The organism is Pseudomonas sp. Root569, assembly GCF_001427465.1.
Lineage (GTDB): Bacteria > Pseudomonadota > Gammaproteobacteria > Pseudomonadales > Pseudomonadaceae > Aquipseudomonas > Aquipseudomonas synxantha.
Genome location: NZ_LMGQ01000014.1, coordinates 18,812 through 35,465, shown reverse-complemented (window position 1 = coordinate 35,465; position 16,654 = coordinate 18,812). Strand labels below are relative to the sequence as shown.

Sequence of the window (16,654 nt, the reverse complement as noted above, 5' to 3'; positions counted from 1 at the left end):
TCCTTGTCTGATTGTCGATCCATGTCAAAGCGCGGCGATACTCGCTGCTTTCAACCACTGCCGCAAGTCGGTCTTGAGAATCTTGCCGTAGCTGTTCTTCGGCAGCTCGCTACGCCACACGTACTTTTTCGGTTTTTTGAACGAGGCCATGCGCGCCAGGAACCAGGCGGTGAGTTCGCTTTCGTCGAGGGGCTGGCCGCTACGGGTGACTATGAAGGCCACTACCGACTCGCCCCATTGCGCGTCCTGTTCTCCCACTACGCACACTTCAAATACGTCGGGATGCTGGGCCAGCACTTCCTCAACTTCACGGGGGTATACATTGCTGCCGCCGCTGATGATCACGTCCTTGGAGCGATCCGTCAGGGTCAGGTAGCCGGCCGCGTCGAGGTAGCCGATATCGCCGGTCAGCAGCCAGCCGTCCACCAGTGTCTGGCGCGTGGCCTGCGGGTTGCGCCAGTAGCCTTGCATGACCGTGGCGCCACGTACGGCGATTTCGCCGCGTTCACCCGTGGGCAGTGGCTGGTGCTCGGTATCGAGGATGCGGATTTCCACACAGGCTTGCGCATGGCCCACCGAGGCGGCGAGGCTGTCCCAGTCAGGGCGCTGGCGTTCGGCGATCACTGCACGGGGCAATACGCTGATGGTCATCGGGCTCTCGCCCTGGCCATAGATCTGCACCAGGCGCGAGCCGAAGGTGTCGACGGCTTCACGCAGGTCCGCCAGGTACATCGGCCCACCGCCATAGACGATGGTCTTGATGCCGGCGCCGTGATAATCCTGGCGTCGGGCCTGCTCGACCATGCGCTTGACCATGGTCGGCGCGGCAAACAGCGACACCTGGCCCACCTGCTCTGCCAACCCGAACAGCTCGGCGGCGTCGAAGCCGTGGGAGGCCGGCACCACATGCCGTGCGCCGCAGCGCACATGGATAAAGTTGTACAGCCCTGCACCGTGGGACATCGGTGCGGCATACACCGCCGCATCGTCAGCGTTGATCGCATCGACATCCGTGGCGTAGCACAGCGACATCGCGACCAGGTTGCCATGGGACAGCATCACCCCTTTAGAGCGCCCGGTGGTGCCGGACGTATAGAACAGCCAGGCGAGATCCTGATCCTGGCGCGGCACCGGGTGCTCCAGGGTCGGCCAGCCACGGTCTGGCGGCCGCAGGTGGCCGTCCAGTTCTTTGCAGCGCGGGGCCAAATCCCGCGATGAAAACACCCCGCCGCCATCGGTAAAGATCAACCGCGCCTCGGCGTTGTCCGCGATCCACGCCGCTTCGCTGGGGTGCAGCTTGGCGTTGATCGGCACCGCCACGGCGCCCATCCACCAGATGGCGTAGAGCAATTCCAGGTAGTCACAGCTGTTTTTCATCAGCAGCGCCACCGCATCTCCCGGCACCAGGCCGTGCTGGTCCACCAAGTGCGCAGCGCGTTGACGCACATGGGCGGCGAAGGTGGCGTAGTCGGCCACTTGCACGGGGCCGTCGAACAGCGCCGGGCGTTGGGGGGTACGACGCTGGGTATCGTGCAGCCAGTTGGCAATGTTCATGGCTCAGCTCCGGCGTGCCTGCAGGACCGAAGCATAGTTGGCCACCGCCATGCCGCCCATATTGAACACCAGGCCAAATTCCGGGTTGGGCGCCGCCAGGCCAATCGGCTCGCCGGTCAATTGCCGGAACGCCAAGGCATGCATGGAGACCCCCGTGGCACCGACGGGGTGCCCCTTGGCCTTGAGCCCACCGGAAAGATTCACCGGCAAGCGCCCGCCGGCGCGCACCACGCCGCTGTCGAGCACGCGATGCCCCTCGCCCTTGGGCGCCAGGCCCATGGCTTCGTAGATCAGCAACTCGGCGATGGTGAAGCAGTCATGAACCTCGGCGAAGCTCAGGTCGGCCAGGGTCACATTCGCCCCGCGCAGGGCTGAATGGATCGCCCGCTGCGGGCCCTCAAACGCCAGGATATCGCGCTGGGCGATGGGCAAGGTGTCGTTGACCTGGGTCATCGCCCGGATCTGCACATCGCGGCGAAACGCCCGCGCACGCTTGGGCGACGCCAGGATGATCGCGGCGGCGCCGTCGCTGATCAGCGAGCAGTCGGTCAGGCGCAGGGAATCGGCCACGAACGGGTTGCTCTGGGACACGTTGTTGCAGTGCTCGAAATTCATTTCCCGATGCATCTGTGCCAGCGGGTTGGCCATGGCGTTGGAGTGATTCTTGGTGGCGATGGCCGCCATCGAGCCCAGCGGGCAGTGGTAGCGCTCGGCGTATTGCTGCGCAGCGCGACCAAACAGTTGCGGGAAACTCAGGCCGGCTTCGGCCGGGTCATTCTGGTAGCCGGCACCGGCGAGGGCCTGGGTGACGGCGGCGGTGCTGGTGTGGGTCATCTTTTCGGCGCCCACCACCAGCACCAGTTCGGCGCTGCCGGAGAGAATCGCATTGACCCCCGCCTGGATCGCCGCCGAGCCGGACGCGCAGGCGTTTTCGCAGCGGGTGGCGGGTTTGAAGCGCAGCCCGGGGTCGGCCTGCAACAGCAACGAGGCAGCAAACCCATCGGGCACCAGCCCCGAATTGAAATGGCCGAGGAACAGCGCGTCGATTTGCGACGCGTCAATCGCGGCGTCGCTCAGGGCTTCACGGGTGACCTGGACGATCAAGTCTTCCAGCGTGGTGCCTTCCAGGCGACCGAAACGGGAGTGACCAGCGGCAACAATGGAGACGCAATCAGCAGGCATAATCAATTTCTTCTGTTCTTGATCCGGACTTTACCTACAATGACCCACCCCCGGTCGCGCGCCAATTCGTGTAACTACTTACATAGGTAAGTAGCGCGCCAGGGTATTGAACAACGAGGCAGGACGCCCATGAACGCGCTAGCACAACAATTCCAAGACCTCGAACGCCTGGCGTTCAAGCTGTCTCCTGCCCCGCAGATCGTCACGAGCAATCGTGTGATACTCGACTGCAACGACGCCTTCCTGAAACTGTTCGGCTATACACGCGACGCGCTGGTCAATCAGTTGACACTGCTGATCTACCCGTCCCAGGCCGACTACCACGCCATCGGCAAGCGCAGCCATGACTGGCTGCTCGACAGCGACAACGGCTTTTACTCCGATGAGCGCTTCATGCAGCATCATAACGGCGAAGTGTTCTGGGCCAAGTCCCACGGCTACACCCTCACCCCCAAAGACCCGTTCAAACTGATGATCTGGCACTTCGAACGCCTGGACCGCCTGCACCAGGGCACCGGCGACCTCACACCGCGGGAGCGCGAGATCGCCATGCACATCGTCAATGGCTTCAAGTCCAAGGAAATCGCCCTGCGCCTGGCGATCTCCCATCGAACGGTGGAGGTGCATCGGGCGCGGTTGATGAAGAAGCTGCAGGCCAAGACCGTGGTGGAGTTGGTGTCGAAGATCATTATGGTGGCGTGATACCCAACTGCGAGCTGTTTAGCCTACTCGGTCAAAATGTGGGAGGGGGCTTGCTCCCGATGACGCTGGGACAGCCTCAGATATGTTCATCTGACACTCCCTCATCGGCTCATGAATATCTACACAACTCACGCAGCCACCATCAGTAACCACGATGCGAAGCGAGCCGCTCTTGATCTTGATCTGCTTTTGATCTCAGGCGCCCCGTCAAACCACGCTGGCCGGAATTCGACAGGGATTCGGGGGGTAAACCGGCAGGGATGCCGGTTTAGCCGCCCCGCGCCATGGATGGCGCGTGGCGGCGGCCCCCCAAATCCAAGTCGGATTACGGGCACACCGAGCCTGGGCGAGGTGCCGAGTGGTGGGGCGAGGACCTTATGCTTACTTTTGGCTGGGCCGGCATTCCGGTCCTTCCAAAAGTGAGCCGCTGTAAGAGCGGAACCGATGGCGGCCGTTACCTACATAATGGATATGTACAGGGTCCAACATCCTCGTCGGCTGTGAGGCCGCTATCGGGAGCAAGCCCCCTCCCACAGGTCCAGCGGCGTAACCAAAGTTGTGTAAATACCCATGGTCATTGGGGCTCCGCCCCTCCCACACTGGACCCGCGGCGTTTCAGGCTGCGTGGTTTTCTCGCTTCAAGCTGTCCATATCGATCACAAAACGATATTTCACATCGCCCTTGAGCATGCGCTCATAGGCTTCGTTGATGCCCTGGATATCGATCATTTCCACATCCGAGACAATCCCGTGCTTGGCGCAGAAATCCAGCATCTCCTGGGTTTCCTGGATGCCACCGATCAGCGAGCCGGCCAGGCTGCGGCGCTTGAAGATCAGGTTGAACACCGTAGGCGACGGGTGCGGGCTGTCGGGGGCGCCGACCAGGGTCATGGTGCCGTCGCGCTTGAGCAGGTTGAGGAAGGCATCCAGGTCATGGGGTGCAGCGACGGTGTTGAGGATGAAATCCAGGCTATTGGCGACCTTGGCCATTTCATCCGCGTTTTTGGACACCACCACCTGGTCGGCACCCAGGCGCAGGCCGTCTTCGCGTTTGTTCGGTGAGGTGGTGAACAGCGTCACGTGGGCGCCCATGGCGTGGGCAATCTTGACCGCCATGTGGCCCAGCCCGCCAAGGCCGACCACACCGACTTTCTGGCCGGGGCCGACCTTCCAGTGGTGCAGCGGCGAGTAAGTGGTGATGCCCGCGCATAACAACGGCGCCACGGCTGCCAGGTTCGAGGCGTCGTGGGAGATGCGCAGTACGAACTGCTCCTTGACCACGATATTGTCCGAGTAGCCGCCGAAAGTGTTTTCACCGCCGAACACCGGGCCGTTATAGGTACCGGTAAAGCCGTTCTCGCAGTACTGCTCCTCGCCCTCCGCGCAGGATGCGCACTGCTGACAGCTGTCGACCATGCAGCCGACACCGGCCAGGTCGCCGACCTTGAATTTTTTCACATTGGCGCCCACCGCCGTCACCCGGCCAACAATTTCATGCCCGGGCACCGAAGGGTAAAGGGTGTTGTGCCATTCGTTGCGCACGGTGTGCAGGTCGGAGTGGCATACCCCGCAATAGAGAATGTCGATCTGTACATCGTCAGCCCCCGGCGCACGGCGCTCGAAGGTGTAGGGCTTGAGGGTGTCCTTGGCGTTCTGGGCGGCGTAGCTGTAAGTCTTGGCCATTTCGTTCACCTGTGTGATCTGACGTTGAGAAGCAGTTGACCCGCTTAGACGCTGAACCGTTCAACCAAGCACGCCCATACAATCGGCGTCACTGCCTGAGCCCCTAAGCTTTTGACTTTCTTGACAGCGCTGGAGACTAGGCATGAGTAGGCAAGTGAGGGCGGTATCCCTGGCAGTGACATTGCTGGCTGGGGCCATGATGGGCAGCGCCTGGGCGGCTACGCCGATGGTCGCCGTAGCGCCGCAATATGACACCAGCCATGTGTATGTGGCACCGGCGGATGTGGAGCGTTTTGCCCAGAGCTTCCTGGCCACGTTCGGCGGCAAGAGTACGCCCCAGGTAGTGGTCAATGTACTGCCAGTGCCAAGCAGCACCACCTCGCAATTGCTGCAGACCCCGGCCGGTACGGTGTCGCTGTTCGGTTTCACCACGCCCATCCCCCATCCGTTTGGTCAGGAACGCAATGGCTACCTGGTCAAGGACATGGACGTAGCGCTCAAGGCGGCCCGGGAAAACGGTGCCGCGGTGATCGTCAGCGACTTTCCCGACCCCATCGGTCGCGATGCCGTGGTGCAGTGGCCAGGCGGCGTGAACATGCAACTCTACTGGCACACCAAGACTCCGGATTACGCCGCCTTCCAGACGGTGCCGGAAAACCGCGTGTACCTCAGCGCAGACCGTGCCGACCGCTTTATCAAGGCCTTCGTCGGTTTCTCCCATGGCAAAGTCATTGCCGATGACAAGCAGGCGCCCGGGGCCGACGTCGGCCAGGCCGGCGGTATGTACCGACGCGTCGACATCCAGTCGCCATTTGGGCGCATGGCGGTGCTGGTCACCAACGGCCAACTGCCCTACCCCTTTGGCCATGAAACCACCGGTTACCAGGTGGCCGACCTGACCGCCACGCTGGCCAAGGCCACCGGCTCAGGGGCCAAAGTGCTGGTGCCGAGCTTCGACAGCAAACGCCGTCGCAGCGCGTTGGTGGAATTCCCCGGCGGCTACGTCGCGGAAATCCATCAGCTCACCGCGGCAAAATGATTCGCCGTACAGGCTGGGGCCTGGCCGTGCTGTGGCCGCTGCTTGCCGGCAGCGCCCACGCCGACGCGCAACCGACCCGTCCGGCGATCAAGGCCAATCGTTGGCAGGAGGACTGGTCCGTGCTCAAGGATCCGGCACTGCGCACGCAACCATTGGACAATCTCAAGTACATCCCGCTGTCCGCCGCCAACCCGTTCACCTATCTGTCTTTGGGTGCGACGTTGCGCGAACGCTTCGAGATGAACGACGCCAGCGGGTTCGGCGTGCGCGATGTGCAGCGTGACCGCTACCTGATCCAGCGTTTCCAGGTGCATGCCGACTTGCACCTGGACGAGCATTGGCGGCTGTTCACCCAGCTGGAGGATGTGCGGGCTTATGACAAGACCACGATCGGCGGTGCCGACCAGAACCGTGTCGACCTGCGCCTGGCCTTTGCCGAGTACGTAAAGACCTTCAGCGCCGGCACGTTCAAGGCACGGGCTGGCCGCCAGGATTTTGCCTTCGACTTGCAGCGCTTCATCTCGTCACGGGACGGCCCGAATGTGCGGCAGTCCTTCGATGCTTTGTGGGCCGATTGGGAAACGCCACAATGGCGTTTTATCGGGATTGCCAGCCAACCGGTGCAGTACCAGGATGGCCGGCATTTCGATGACAAATCCAACCGTGATGCGCGCTTTCACATGCTGCGGGTCGAGCGTCTGGTGGGCGGCAGCAATGAGCTGTCAGCCTATTACGGCGTCTACGAACGCAGGGCCGCGCACTATCTGGACGCCGACGGCGACGAGACCCGCCAGCTGCTCGACGCACGTCTGGGTGGCGCGGCCCAAGGGTTCGACTGGGATATCGAAGCCATGCTGCAAAGGGGCTCGGTGGGCAGCAAGACCATCCGCGCCTGGGCGGGCGGCAGCCGCACTGGCTACACCTTCGACACACTGGCATGGAAACCACGTATCGGCATGCAACTGGATATCGCCTCCGGTGACCGCAAGAGCGGTGACGGTCGCGTCGGCACCTTCAACCCGCTGTTCCCCAATGGCTACTATTTTTCCCTGGCCGGTTATACGGGCTACAGCAACCTGATCCACGTCAAGCCGTCGATCACCGTCAAGCCCATCGCCAAGCTCAGCGTGCAAACCGCCATCGGCCTGCTCTGGCGGCAGACCACCGCGGACGCGGTCTACACCCAGCCGAACCTGGCCGTCGCCGGCACCGCTGGCCAGGGTGAACGCTGGACTGGCGCCTACGGTCAACTGCGCACCGACTACGCTTTTACGTCCAACCTCAGTGGCGCAGTCGAAGCTGTGCACTATGCCGTCGGCCAAACCCTGCGCGATGCCGGCGGACACGACAGCAACTACCTGGGCATGGAGCTCAAGTTCAGTTAGTAAGCCCATGCAAGCACACCCGTACAAGCCTGTGGTTGGGTTTACGGCAATAGTAACGCGGATTTTTCACTGCTCTTATCACTCAAGCAAGGAGATTCAGATGAGCACATTCGTTGCCAAAGACGGTACCCAGATCTACTTCAAGGACTGGGGCAGCGGCAAGCCCGTGCTGTTCAGCCACGGCTGGCCGCTGGATGCCGACATGTGGGAATACCAGATGGAATACCTGAGCAGCCGCGGCTTTCGCACCATTGCGTTCGACCGCCGTGGTTTCGGCCGCTCGGACCAGCCCTGGACCGGTAATGACTATGACACCTTCGCCGATGATATCGCCCAGTTGATCGAACACCTGGACCTGCAGGACGTGACCCTGGTGGGCTTTTCCATGGGTGGCGGTGATGTGGCGCGCTATATCGCCCGCCATGGCAGTGCCCGTGTCGCCGGCCTAGTGCTGTTGGGGGCGGTGACGCCGATCTTTGGTCAGAAGCCTGATTACCCCCAGGGCGTCCCCGCTGACGTATTCGATGGCATCAAGGCGGGCCTGTTGAAAGATCGCGCGCAATTCATCAGCGATTTCAACACCCCGTTCTTCGGCCTCAACAAAGGCCAGGAAGTCTCGGAGGGCGTGCTCACCCAAACCCTGCAGATCGCCCTGCAAGCCTCGCTGAAATCCACCGTGGACTGCGTCACCGCATTCTCACAAACCGACTTCCGTCCCGACATGGCCAAGATCAACGTGCCGACCCTGGTGATCCACGGCGATGGCGACCAGATCGTACCGTTCGAGACCACCGGCAAGGTCGCGGCCGAGATGATCAAAGACGCGCAATTGAAAGTCTACAAGGATGCACCCCACGGGTTTGCTGCAACCCACACCCAGCGGCTCAATGAAGACCTGCTGGCGTTCCTGAACCGCTGAACCGCTTGAAACATCCTCTCCTTGTTTGGCCGGGCTCGCCCGGCCTTTTTTTGCTCAGGCAAAACGCTGAGCCACTACCAGCCGGCCCGGTCCGGCAATGAGGATGCTGGTAAAGATGATCAACAGCAGCCAGCCGAACTGTCCCTCGAACAGCGTCCACTCCGGGTGCACCACCAGCAAGGCAATCACCAGCACCGCCAGGATCGGCAGGCAGGCCAGGCGCACCAGCACACCCGCGATGATCAGCAGCGGGCACAGCACCTCGGCGAAAATCGCCAGCAACAAGGTGACCTGGGCCCCAAGATGAAACGGGTCTTCGATCAGCTTCAACTGTTCGCTGAAGTTGAGCAACTTGGGCAACCCATGTACCCACAACAGGAACAACGCCCCGCTGGCCCGCAGGAACAACAGCCCGATATTCTGATTTCTTGCTTCGTTCATAGACCACCTGTGTCCGTCGACAATGACTGACCGCAGTGTCCCCACAGTCGCACCCATGCGCTTGCAGGCTTGTGCTGACCTCAGGCCATCGCGGCCGCGAATCCCGCGACGATTTCATCGATCACCACTCGCACCCGCGCGGTATGGCGCAGGTCGGCGTGGGTGACCAGCCACACGTCATAGGGCAACGGCCGCGTGCGTTGCGGCCACAGGCGTACCAGGCCGTCGCGCTCGCCGGTGAGAATCGGCAGCTCACCGATGCCGATCCCGGCGGCGATGGAGCGGCGTACCAACAGGCTGGAACTCAAGGCGGCGACGATGCGCCCGCGACCCAAAGGTTCGCACGCCAGGGTCAGGTCCTTCTGGCTTTGCAGGTGCGGCTGGTAAACCACCAGGTCATGCCCATCGAACAAGCTGCCCGGCTCCGGCGCGCCGTGGCGGTCGATATAAGCCTTGGACGCAAACAACCCCACCGGCCAACGCCCGATAAGACGGGCAAGCAGGTCGGGGCTGTCCGGGCGCGCGTTGCGTACGGCGATATCGGTCTCGCGCTTGGCCAGGCTGAGGAATTGAGTGGAGGCGTCCAACTGCACGCGCACATCGGGATGCTGGTCGTGCAGCCGGGCAATGGCCGGGATCAGGAAATCAATGGCAAGGGAGTCGGTGGTGCTGACGCGCACAGTTCCGGTGAGGCGATCATCCATGCCCTGGATCTGGCGCTCGAGGTCCAGGGCTGAGCGCTCCATTTTCTCCACCGAACGCAACGCCGCCTCCCCCACAGCCGTCAGTGCAAAGCCGTCGCTGGTGCGCAGGAACAAGGTGGCACCCAAGGATTTCTCCAAAGCATTGATCCGTCGCCCTACCGTGGCCTGATCCACCCCCAGCACCCGGGCGGCGCCGCGCGATGTCGTCGCACGGCACACCGCCAGGAACACCCGCGCATCATCCCAATTCATAGCGACCCCCAACGATGCGTAGTTGCAGCATTGCGCTGCCTATTCGCTGCATTATTGCATCACCAGAGCACGCTATGCTAAGCAGCGAAGAAAGACACCCGTGTGCGCCCCCTAGGGTTGCATTGCCACCGTAACCCGGCATGATCTGGCTGAACTGCCGACTATGCGCCACGGTCCCAACTCATACGCTCACCGCTACAGGAACTCATCCATGACGCTTCCCCAAGAAATGACCCTGATCGAAATCACCACCCCTGGCGGCCCCGACGTCCTGCAGCCACGTCGAGCAGACGTGCCGGTGGCCGGGCCAGGCGAGATTCTGATTCGCGTGCACGCCGCCGGGGTCAACCGCCCCGATGCCTTGCAACGCGCCGGCAAATACCCGATGAAACCGGGCATGAATCCGATTCCAGGGCTGGAAGTGGCCGGTGAGGTGGTGGCACTGGGTACGGGTGTGACCGAATACCGCCTGGGCGACAAAGTCTGCGCCCTGACCAATGGTGGCGGCTATGCCCAGTTTTGCGCGGTGCCGGCCAGCCAGGCGCTGCCAGTCCCTGCAGGCATGGACTGGATCCAGGCCGCTGCCGTGCCGGAAACCTTTTTCACGGTCTGGGCCAACCTGTTTGGCCTGGGCGGTGCGCACAAAGGCCAGCGCGCCTTGATCCACGGCGGCACCAGCGGCATCGGCACCACCGCGCTGATGCTCTGCCAGGAGTTCGGTATCCAGGCATTCGCCACCGCCGGCAGCGCTGACAAATGCGCAGCGATTGCCAAGCTGGGCGCCGAGCCGATCAACTACCGCGAACAGGCGTTTGCCGAGGTCATCGCCCAACAGACCGACGGCAAAGGCGTGAACGTGATCCTCGACATCATGGGTGCCTCATACCTGAACGACAACCTCAAGTCCCTGGGCATGGACGGCCACCTGGTGATGCTCGGCTTCCTCGGCGGCGGCAAGGCCCATGACGTCGACCTGCTGACCATCATGGCCAAACGCGCAGTGATTACCGGCTCGCTGCTGCGTGCCCGCACCCGCGACGAAAAGGCCGCGATTGCCGAGCAACTGCGCGAATACGTATGGCCGGTATTGAGCGCTGGACGCTGCCTGCCGATCATCGACAAGGTCTACGAATACACTGACGCCGCCCAAGCCCATGCACGGATGGAGGGTGGGGATCATATTGGCAAGATTGTGTTGCGGGTCGAGTGAGGTGCTTTCTCAATCCCTGGCGACCGGCTTAAGCGTACATCGCCCTCTGTAGGAGCGAGCTTGCTCGCTCCTACATAAAGCCTTGACTGACCGGCATTAGGGCTTGCCTGCGAAGACGTCGGCCCAGCAAACATTGATGTTGGCTGACCCACCGTCATCGGGGGCAAAGCCCCCTCCCACTTAGTGCGTGTGTCACTCTGGTTCGGCATACACCGGATAATCCACATACCCCGCCTGCGTCCCGCCATACAAACCCTCTGCCTTCAACGCATTCAACGGCCAGCCATTGAAGATCCGCTGGGGCAAGTCTGGGTTGGCAATGAACGGCCGCCCGAACGCGATCAGGTCCGCCAGCCCGGCCTCGACCAATCGAGCACCGCGCTCGGCGGTGTAGCGGCCGGCGTAGATGATCCTGCCGCTGAAGGTACTGCGCACCGCCTGGCGAAAGGTTTCGGGCAGGTCGGGGGCGTTTTCCCAATCGGCTTCGGCGATGGACACATAGGCGATGCCTGACGCTTCCAGCACCTTGATCGCTTCGATATAGGTGTGGTGCGGGTCTTCCTCTACCAGGCCGATGTAGACACGGTCCTGGTCGGTGCCGCTGAACAACGGTGAAAAGCGCACGCCCAGGCGCTCAGGCCCGACCACCTTGCACACGGCCTCAACAATCTCGCGCAACAAACGCAGGCGATTGTCCAGCGAACCGCCGTATTCATCTTCACGAATGTTGGAATGGGCCGAGATGAACTGGTTGACCAGGTAGCCGTTGGCCGCGTGGATTTCCACGCCATCGAACCCGGCATCCAGGGCATTGCGTGCGGCCTGGGCGTAGTGCCCAACCAACTCTTCGATCTCCAGCGTCGTGAGCGCCCGGGGCACAGGCGGTTGCACCAGCTCTCCGACACCCGGGCCGGTTTCGATAAAGGCCTTGGCTTGCAACGCCGACAACGCAGAGGGCGCTACCGGCGCCGCACCATCGGGCTGCAAGGCGTTATGGGACACCCGCCCTACATGCCACAACTGCGCAAAGATCACCCCGCCCTCGGCGTGCACCGCCGTCGTGACCTTGCGCCAGCCATCGATCTGCGCCGGGCTGTAGATGCCCGGCGTCCAGGCGTAACCCTGGCCACGGGGCTCGATCTGCGTGCCCTCGCTGACCATGAAGCCGGCACTGGCGCGCTGGCGGTAATACTCGGCCATCAGGTCGGTGGCGATATCCCCCGGTTGGGCGCTGCGCTGGCGTGTCAGGGGCGGCAGCACGATGCGATTGTTCAAGCGGTGATGCCCCAGTTTTATCGGGGTGTTCAAGATGCAGTCAGGCATGGGGTAGTCCAAATTCAGGGCGAACGAAAACAGTGGCGACTCCGGGGAGTCGCCAAATGCGCATAGCGGTTAATTGAGTTAAGCGATGAGGGTCAGCAGGGCCTTGGCCACTTCGCTGGAGCTACCAGGGTTCTGCCCGGTAACCAGCAGGCCATCGACGATCACGAAGGACTGCCAGTCGGTGCCCTTCTCATACTTGCCGCCCAACTTCTTGAATTCATCTTCAATCAGGAACGGCACCACATCGGTCAACTCCACCGCTGCTTCTTCCGAGTTGGAGAACCCGGTTACGCGGCGACCCTTGATCAACGGCTCACCATTGACCGCCTTGACGTGACGCAAGGCACCCGGGGCATGGCAGACAAAGCCGATGGGCTTGCCGGCCCGTTCGAACGACTCGATCAGCGCGATGGACACCGGCGACTCCGCCAAATCCCACAACGGGCCGTGGCCACCTGGGTAGAACACCGTATCGAAGTCGTTGGCGTTGACGGTGTCCAACTTGAAGGTGTTGGCCAGGGCCTGTTGCGCCGCAGGATCGGCGGCGAAGCGACGGGTTTGCTCGGTCTGGAAGTCCGGCAGGTCGCTGACCGGGTCCAGAGGCGGCTGGCCGCCCGCTGGAGAAGCCAGCACCACCTCGGCGCCGGCGTCCTTGAAGGCATAGTAGGGTGCGGCAAATTCTTCGAGCCAGAAGCCGGTCTTGCGCCCGGTATCGCCAAGCTGGTCGTGAGAGGTCAGTACCATTAATACGTTCATTTTCCAGTGCCTCGATCAAAGTGAATAACAGGGTTTTCAGAGCCACCCAACAACTGTCGGGTCAGCAACAGCGCCTCGGCGAACGGCGCAGTGGTACGGGTAATCTTGGCCATGACGCTAGTTCCCAACCACAGCGCATACAGGCGTTGGGCGAGGCTTTCGGGGGCTTGCTCGAACGTGAGCGAGCCGTCTTCCACGCCGCGTTGCAGGGCTACGGCAAGCAATTCGATGGTGCGTGCAGTACCGCGTAGCAGGGCCAACCGCATCGGCTCTGACAGGTCTGATACTTCGGCCCCGAGCTTGACCGCCAGGCATTTGCCTGCATCCGTGCAGCCCGTGTGGTTGTCGATCCAGCATTGCCAATAGCGCATCAGCTTGGCGTGGTGGGATAACCCCGGCTGATCGAACAGAGCCTGCATGCCTTGGACGTAATGGTCGAAATAGGTATCGAGCAACACCACACCGAACGCATCCTTGGAATCGAAGTAGTGATAAAACGAGCCCTTGGGCACTTCGGCAGCCTGCAGGATTTCGTTCAAGCCCACTGCGGAAAATCCCTTGGCACCGACAATCGATTGCCCACGTTCAAGGATCGCCTGCCGTGCACTTTTGCTTGGGTGGTTCATGCTTGACCTCATCCGATTAGACCAGTCGTCTAGTTCGTTGGGGCCATGTTAGGCAGCGAGGCAACGGCTCACAATGTCATATCCGCAAGGATTCCGGACATGAACCAAAGTCGGTTGCCGTTTACCTGGCACACGCCGACAATCGCCTCTCCCCCGCCCCTTGGAGAGATGCAATGCACAGCGTTGCGCTGATGGTTTACCCGAATTTCCAATCCTTGAGCCTCAGCCTGGGCTCGGTGTTCGAGTGCGCCAACCTGCTGCGCGGTGAGCCGGCCTACGAGTTTCACCTGGTGTCGGAAAGCGGCGGCGCGGTGATGACCTCCCAGGGCTTTTCGGTGAACACCACAGCGATCCGGCCAGAGGGCTACGACACCCTGATCGTCAGCGGTTACCTGGAGTTTCGCCTGCCGGAGGCCAACCTGCTGGAGCTGGTCAAGGCGGCGTCGGCTCAATCGCGGCGCGTGGCCTCGTTGTGCATGGGCATTTTTGTGCTGGCCGAGGCTGGTTTGCTGGCAGGCAAGCGCACTACCACCCACTGGATCCACGCGCCGGCGTTCCGCAAGCGCTACCCGGATATCCGCCTGGAAGAAGACAAGCTGTTCGTGGTGGACGGCCAGGTGTGGACCGGCGCCGGCATGAGCGCCGGGGTCGACCTGGCGTTGGCCATGGTCGAGAACGACCTGGGCAGCGACCTCGCCCGGCGCATCGCACGCAAGCTGGTGATCGCCCAGCGCCGCGGCAGCGAGCAATCGCAACTGTCGGCCTTGCTGGAACTGGACCCCAAGTCCGATCGCGTGCAACTGGCCCTGGCCTATGCCCGTGAAAACCTCACCCACGATTTATCGGTAGAAGCCCTGGCCGACGTCGCCCGGCTCAGCCCGCGCCAGTTCAGCCGGGTGTTTCGCGAAGAAACCGGGCAGACCCCGGCCAAGGCCATCGAAGCCCTGCGGGTGGAAGCGGCGCGGGCGATGATGGAAACCAGCCGTCACCCCGTGGAAGTGGTGGCCCGCGAAACCGGCTTTGGTGATCGCGAGCGCATGCGCCAGGCGTTTCTCAGGGCCTTCGGGCAACCGCCCCAGGCGATGCAGCAGGTGTTGTTCAATCCAGGCTAGGCCCGTAGCCGAGTTGTTGGCGTTCGAACTGTGGGAGGGGGCTTGCTCCCGATGGCGGTGAGCCAGTCGCCTGATACTGGGCCTGACCCACCGGCATCGGGGGCAAACCCCCTCCCACATTTTGATCTCGGGGCATCAGTTACGGTGTGCAGCCTTTAACCTCAGCAAAACCCGCCCGTCAATGCAGCAAAACCCGAGTAATCAGGTAGCTCACCAACTGCGGCTCATCCTCCAGTTCAATCATCTGTACCGGGCGCGGCAGGTTATCCAGCACGGTGCGCCAGAACGCCTGGGACACTTCGTCCTGATCATAGAATCGCACCAGCCAATTGGCCTCTGCGCTGCACAGCACCTGGCTGGCAATGGCGCGGCCGATGCCTTTGCGGCGGTAGCGCTTGAGGATAAACAGGTCGGCCAGTTCCAAGGCGTCGATGCCCGGCAGTTCGCTGCCTTCGATCAACAGGAAACCGGCGATATAGCCATCGACCAGCAACAGGTTGGCGCTCCACTGTGGGTCGTGCCAGTAGCGGGCCAGGTGCTCGTCATGGATATAGAAACGGCCATCGGCCTCGACATCTTCCTGTTCCCAGTCCGAAGACTCGTAGGCGTAGTACTGGTAGAGATTGCGGATCAGCTCGGCGTCTTCGGGGCCGGTCTGGATCAATTCGACGGTGGTTTCAGGCATGGGGCTCTCGGTGAAAAAACGCAGGGCGCCATTGTTCACAAAAGTGCCGGTCACGCCAATGGATTGTCGAATCCTTTCTATTGGCTGAACCGATTGCAGATAGCGCTTGCCCGGGCAAATTTCCTGAAACATTTAGAATAAACTTCGCCGGCTTCCACCTTTCACTCAAGGACTTGTATTTTGACCAACGTCTGTACCGCCGGCCTGGATGTAGGCTTTGCCTCCCTGGATTACCTGCAGATTTTCATCCTCGGTGTAATCCAGGGCATTACCGAATTGCTGCCGGTGTCTTCCACAGCGCATATGCGCGTGGTGCCCGCCCTGCTCGGCTGGCAAGACCCGGGCTCGGCGTTTTCCGCAGCCATGCAGTTGGCGGCGCTGGCGGCGGTGGTCAGTTACTTCTGGCGGGATGTGCGCCAGGTCACCACCGGCAGCATCAGTGCGGTACGCCGGGGCGACTACAACGACCCGTGGTTCAAGCTGGCGGTGGCGATCGTGCTGGCGACCCTGCCGATCGGCATTGCCGGCCTGGCGTTGTCTTCAACCTTGAATACCTGCAACTCGCCATTGCGCGGGCTGATGGTAATCGGCATTGCCTGCGTGGTGATGGCGATATTGCTGGCGCTGGCCGAAGTACGCGCCCGCCACACCCGCAACGTCAGCCAGATGCGCCTGCGCGATGCGCTGATCGTGGGGGTTGCGCAGATCGGCGCGCTGATTCCCGGGGTGTCGCGTTCGGGCTCCACCCTGACCGCAGCGCTGTTCCTGAATTTCAAACGCGAAGAAGCGGCGCGGTTTTCCTTTCTGCTGGGCCTGCCGGCCATCGCCCTGGCCGGTTTAAAAGAACTGTGGGTGCTGCTGCACGCCGACATGCCCGCCCACGCCTGGCCGCACTTGATCTTCGGCCTGGTGGTGGCAAGCATCTCGGCGTTCTTCGCGATCTGGGGCCTGATGAAGTTCCTGGAGCGCTTCTCCACCTGGCCGTTCGTGATCTACCGTGCGCTGCTGGGAGTCTTCCTGATTGTGGCGGTCAGCACCGGGTTGCTTACCTGACGCGATCATTTTTTGTAGGAGCGAGCTT

16 protein-coding genes are annotated in these 16,654 nt (G+C 62.0%); 7 read left to right on the top strand and 9 right to left on the bottom strand.

Annotated elements, in window-relative coordinates; genetic code table 11:
• Positions 1 to 24: 24 nt before the first annotated feature.
• The gene (locus ASD70_RS14520; RefSeq protein ID WP_056846790.1) at positions 25 to 1,554 is read right to left on the bottom strand and encodes a class I adenylate-forming enzyme family protein; all 1,530 of its coding nucleotides are present in this window, start codon (positions 1,552 to 1,554) and stop codon (positions 25 to 27) included.
• Positions 1,555 to 1,557: 3 nt separating this feature from the next.
• Complete coding sequence (locus ASD70_RS14515) at positions 1,558 to 2,736, bottom strand: acetyl-CoA acetyltransferase (protein ID WP_043051716.1); 1,179 nt, start codon at positions 2,734 to 2,736, stop codon at positions 1,558 to 1,560.
• 129 nt (positions 2,737 to 2,865) lie between these two features.
• Between ASD70_RS14515 and ASD70_RS14510 the strand changes: the two genes are divergently transcribed.
• Positions 2,866 to 3,438: a LuxR C-terminal-related transcriptional regulator gene (locus tag ASD70_RS14510; protein ID WP_046072192.1), complete on the top strand. Its 573-nt coding sequence runs from the start codon at positions 2,866 to 2,868 to the stop codon at positions 3,436 to 3,438.
• 615 nt (positions 3,439 to 4,053) lie between these two features.
• On the opposite strand, the gene ASD70_RS14505 is transcribed toward ASD70_RS14510, so the two are convergent.
• The gene (locus ASD70_RS14505; RefSeq protein WP_046072191.1) at positions 4,054 to 5,121 is read right to left on the bottom strand and encodes an NAD(P)-dependent alcohol dehydrogenase; all 1,068 of its coding nucleotides are present in this window, start codon (positions 5,119 to 5,121) and stop codon (positions 4,054 to 4,056) included.
• A 142-nt stretch (positions 5,122 to 5,263) separates the two neighbouring features.
• Between ASD70_RS14505 and ASD70_RS14500 the strand changes: the two genes are divergently transcribed.
• The 3 genes from ASD70_RS14500 (at position 5,264) to ASD70_RS14490 (ending at position 8,464) form a co-directional block, all read left to right on the top strand.
• Entirely contained in the window at positions 5,264 to 6,160 is an 897-nt protein-coding gene (locus ASD70_RS14500; protein WP_056846789.1) for a hypothetical protein, read from the top strand.
• Positions 6,157 to 7,545, top strand: a complete 1,389-nt coding sequence (locus ASD70_RS14495) for an alginate export family protein (protein WP_056846788.1) — start codon at positions 6,157 to 6,159, stop codon at positions 7,543 to 7,545. Before ASD70_RS14500 ends, ASD70_RS14495 begins: the two co-directional genes overlap by 4 nt.
• A 100-nt stretch (positions 7,546 to 7,645) precedes the next feature.
• The gene (locus ASD70_RS14490) at positions 7,646 to 8,464 is read left to right on the top strand and encodes an alpha/beta fold hydrolase (protein WP_046072188.1); all 819 of its coding nucleotides are present in this window, start codon (positions 7,646 to 7,648) and stop codon (positions 8,462 to 8,464) included.
• A gap of 54 nt (positions 8,465 to 8,518) precedes the next feature.
• Here the strand turns inward: ASD70_RS14490 and ASD70_RS14485 are convergent, their stop codons facing one another.
• Both ASD70_RS14485 and ASD70_RS14480 read right to left on the bottom strand, forming a co-directional pair.
• A complete protein-coding gene (locus ASD70_RS14485) occupies positions 8,519 to 8,905 on the bottom strand; it encodes a DoxX family protein (RefSeq protein ID WP_046072187.1) in 387 nt (128 codons plus the stop codon).
• Between the two features lie 80 nt (positions 8,906 to 8,985).
• Positions 8,986 to 9,861 (bottom strand): LysR family transcriptional regulator, encoded by an 876-nt coding sequence (locus ASD70_RS14480; RefSeq protein WP_056846787.1) that lies wholly within the window; start codon positions 9,859 to 9,861, stop codon positions 8,986 to 8,988.
• Positions 9,862 to 10,072: 211 nt separating this feature from the next.
• Between ASD70_RS14480 and ASD70_RS14475 the strand changes: the two genes are divergently transcribed.
• Entirely contained in the window at positions 10,073 to 11,071 is a 999-nt protein-coding gene (locus tag ASD70_RS14475; protein WP_056846786.1) for an NAD(P)H-quinone oxidoreductase, read from the top strand.
• 192 nt (positions 11,072 to 11,263) lie between these two features.
• On the opposite strand, the gene ASD70_RS14470 is transcribed toward ASD70_RS14475, so the two are convergent.
• The 3 genes from ASD70_RS14470 to ASD70_RS14460 form a co-directional block, all read right to left on the bottom strand.
• Positions 11,264 to 12,394, bottom strand: a complete 1,131-nt coding sequence (locus ASD70_RS14470) for an alkene reductase (protein WP_046072184.1) — start codon at positions 12,392 to 12,394, stop codon at positions 11,264 to 11,266.
• A gap of 78 nt (positions 12,395 to 12,472) precedes the next feature.
• A complete protein-coding gene (locus ASD70_RS14465; RefSeq protein WP_056846785.1) occupies positions 12,473 to 13,150 on the bottom strand; it encodes a type 1 glutamine amidotransferase domain-containing protein in 678 nt (225 codons plus the stop codon).
• The gene (locus tag ASD70_RS14460) at positions 13,147 to 13,776 is read right to left on the bottom strand and encodes a TetR/AcrR family transcriptional regulator (protein ID WP_056846784.1); all 630 of its coding nucleotides are present in this window, start codon (positions 13,774 to 13,776) and stop codon (positions 13,147 to 13,149) included. The genes ASD70_RS14465 and ASD70_RS14460 overlap by 4 nt, the downstream gene beginning before the upstream one ends.
• A gap of 173 nt (positions 13,777 to 13,949) precedes the next feature.
• Between ASD70_RS14460 and ASD70_RS14455 the strand changes: the two genes are divergently transcribed.
• Positions 13,950 to 14,888, top strand: coding sequence for a GlxA family transcriptional regulator (locus tag ASD70_RS14455; protein ID WP_046072181.1), 939 nt, complete (start codon positions 13,950 to 13,952; stop codon positions 14,886 to 14,888).
• Positions 14,889 to 15,066: 178 nt separating this feature from the next.
• Here the strand turns inward: ASD70_RS14455 and ASD70_RS14450 are convergent, their stop codons facing one another.
• The gene (locus ASD70_RS14450; RefSeq protein WP_046072180.1) at positions 15,067 to 15,705 is read right to left on the bottom strand and encodes a GNAT family N-acetyltransferase; all 639 of its coding nucleotides are present in this window, start codon (positions 15,703 to 15,705) and stop codon (positions 15,067 to 15,069) included.
• 48 nt (positions 15,706 to 15,753) lie between these two features.
• Here ASD70_RS14450 and ASD70_RS14445 point away from each other — a divergent pair, with 48 nt between their 5' ends.
• Positions 15,754 to 16,626: an undecaprenyl-diphosphate phosphatase gene (locus ASD70_RS14445; RefSeq protein ID WP_056846783.1), complete on the top strand. Its 873-nt coding sequence runs from the start codon at positions 15,754 to 15,756 to the stop codon at positions 16,624 to 16,626.
• Positions 16,627 to 16,654: the final 28 nt, after the last annotated feature.